Origin of the sequence: Flavobacterium zhairuonense, assembly GCF_004352915.1 — a bacterium.
In the GTDB taxonomy this organism is placed as follows: Bacteria; Bacteroidota; Bacteroidia; order Flavobacteriales; family Flavobacteriaceae; genus Flavobacterium; species Flavobacterium zhairuonense.
In genome coordinates this window covers 1-1,678 of the sequence record NZ_SJSY01000044.1, presented here as the reverse complement: position 1 = coordinate 1,678, position 1,678 = coordinate 1, and the positions used below count along the sequence as shown (strand labels likewise).

The 1,678-nt window shown below is 41.8% G+C and carries 1 protein-coding gene; it reads left to right on the top strand.

Going from position 1 to position 1,678, the window contains the following annotated elements:
- On the top strand, positions 1-1,678 hold a 1,678-nt coding region (locus tag EYY60_RS22185), incomplete at both ends, for a beta strand repeat-containing protein (protein WP_162847817.1).

The window sequence follows — 1,678 nt, the reverse complement described above, 5'->3', positions numbered from 1 at the left end:
AAATGAAACTTCATTATCAGGGACAAGTTTGACGACAACTGTAAACGGAGTTTCAAGCACGGCTTTAGATTTGGCTCCTGCAATTGCTTCTGGAACAACAAACGCTTTGAGCTTGTCTGGAAATACTTTAACGTCGAATGTAAACGGAGTTTCCTCAACTTCAGATGCTGTTAGCGGAGTTTCGAATGCTTTGTCTGGAAGTAATTTGACTACAACTGTAAACGGAGTTTCAAGTACATCTTTGGATTTGGCTCCTGCAATTGCTTCTGGAACAACAAACGCTTTGAGCTTGTCTGGAAATACTTTAACGTCGAATGTAAACGGGGTTTCCTCAACTTCAGATGCTGTTAGCGGTGTTTCGAATGCATCAACTGCAAATACATCAACAATAACAGTAAACGGAATCACAAGTGTAGGCGCACCGATTGTCAATACAAACGAAACTTCATTATCAGGAACAAGTTTGACGACAACTGTAAATGGCGTTGCAAGCACGGCTTTAGATTTGGCTCCTGCAATTTCTGCTGGAACAACACATACTTTGGGTTTGGCAGGAAATACTTTGACTTCAAATGTAAATGGTGTTTCGGCAACTTCAGATGCTGTTAGCGGTGTTTCGAATGCATCAACTGCAAATACATCAACAATAACAGTAAACGGAATCACAAGTGTAGGCGCACCGATTGTCAATACAAACGAAACTTCATTATCAGGAACAAGTTTGACGACAACTGTAAATGGCGTTGCAAGCACGGCTTTGGATTTGGCTCCTGCAATTTCTGCGGGAACAACAAACGCTTTGAGCTTGTCTGGAAATACGCTGACCTCAAATGTAAATGGAGTTTCCTCAACTTCAGATGCTGTAAGCGGTGTTTCGAATGCATCCACAGCAAATACATCAACAATAACAGTAAACGGAATCACAAGTGCAGGCGCACCGATTGTCAATACAAATGAAACTTCATTATCAGGGACAAGTTTGACGACAATTGTAAACGGCGTTGCAAGCACGGCTTTAGATTTGGCTCCTGCAATTTCTGCGGGAACAACAAACGCTCTGAGCTTGTCTGGAAATACTTTAACTTCAAATGTAAATGGAGTTTCTTCAACTTCAGATGCTGTTAGCGGAGTTTCGAATGCTTTGTCTGGAAGTAATTTGACGACAACTGTTAATGGCGTTGCAAGCACGGCTTTGGATCTTGCTCCTGCAATTGCTTCTGGAACAACAAATGCTTTGAGCTTGTCTGGAAATACTTTAACGTCGAATGTAAACGGAGTTTCCTCAACTTCAGATGCTGTTAGCGGAGTTTCGAATGCATCGACCGATAATACATCAACAATAACAGTAAACGGAATCACAAGTACAGGCGCACCGATTGTCAATACAAATGAAACTTCATTAACGGGGACAAGTTTGACTACAACTGTAAACGGCGTTGCAAGCACGGCTTTGGATCTAAGTCCGATTTTAGCTTCTGGAACAACAAACGCTTTGAGCTTGTCCGGAAATACGCTGACCTCAAATGTAAATGGAGTTTCCTCAACTTCAGATGCTGTTAGCGGAGTTTCGAATGCATCGACCGATAATACATCAACAATAACAGTAAACGGAATCACAAGTACAGGCGCACCGATTGTCAATACAAATGAAACTTCATTAACGGGGACAAGTTTGACT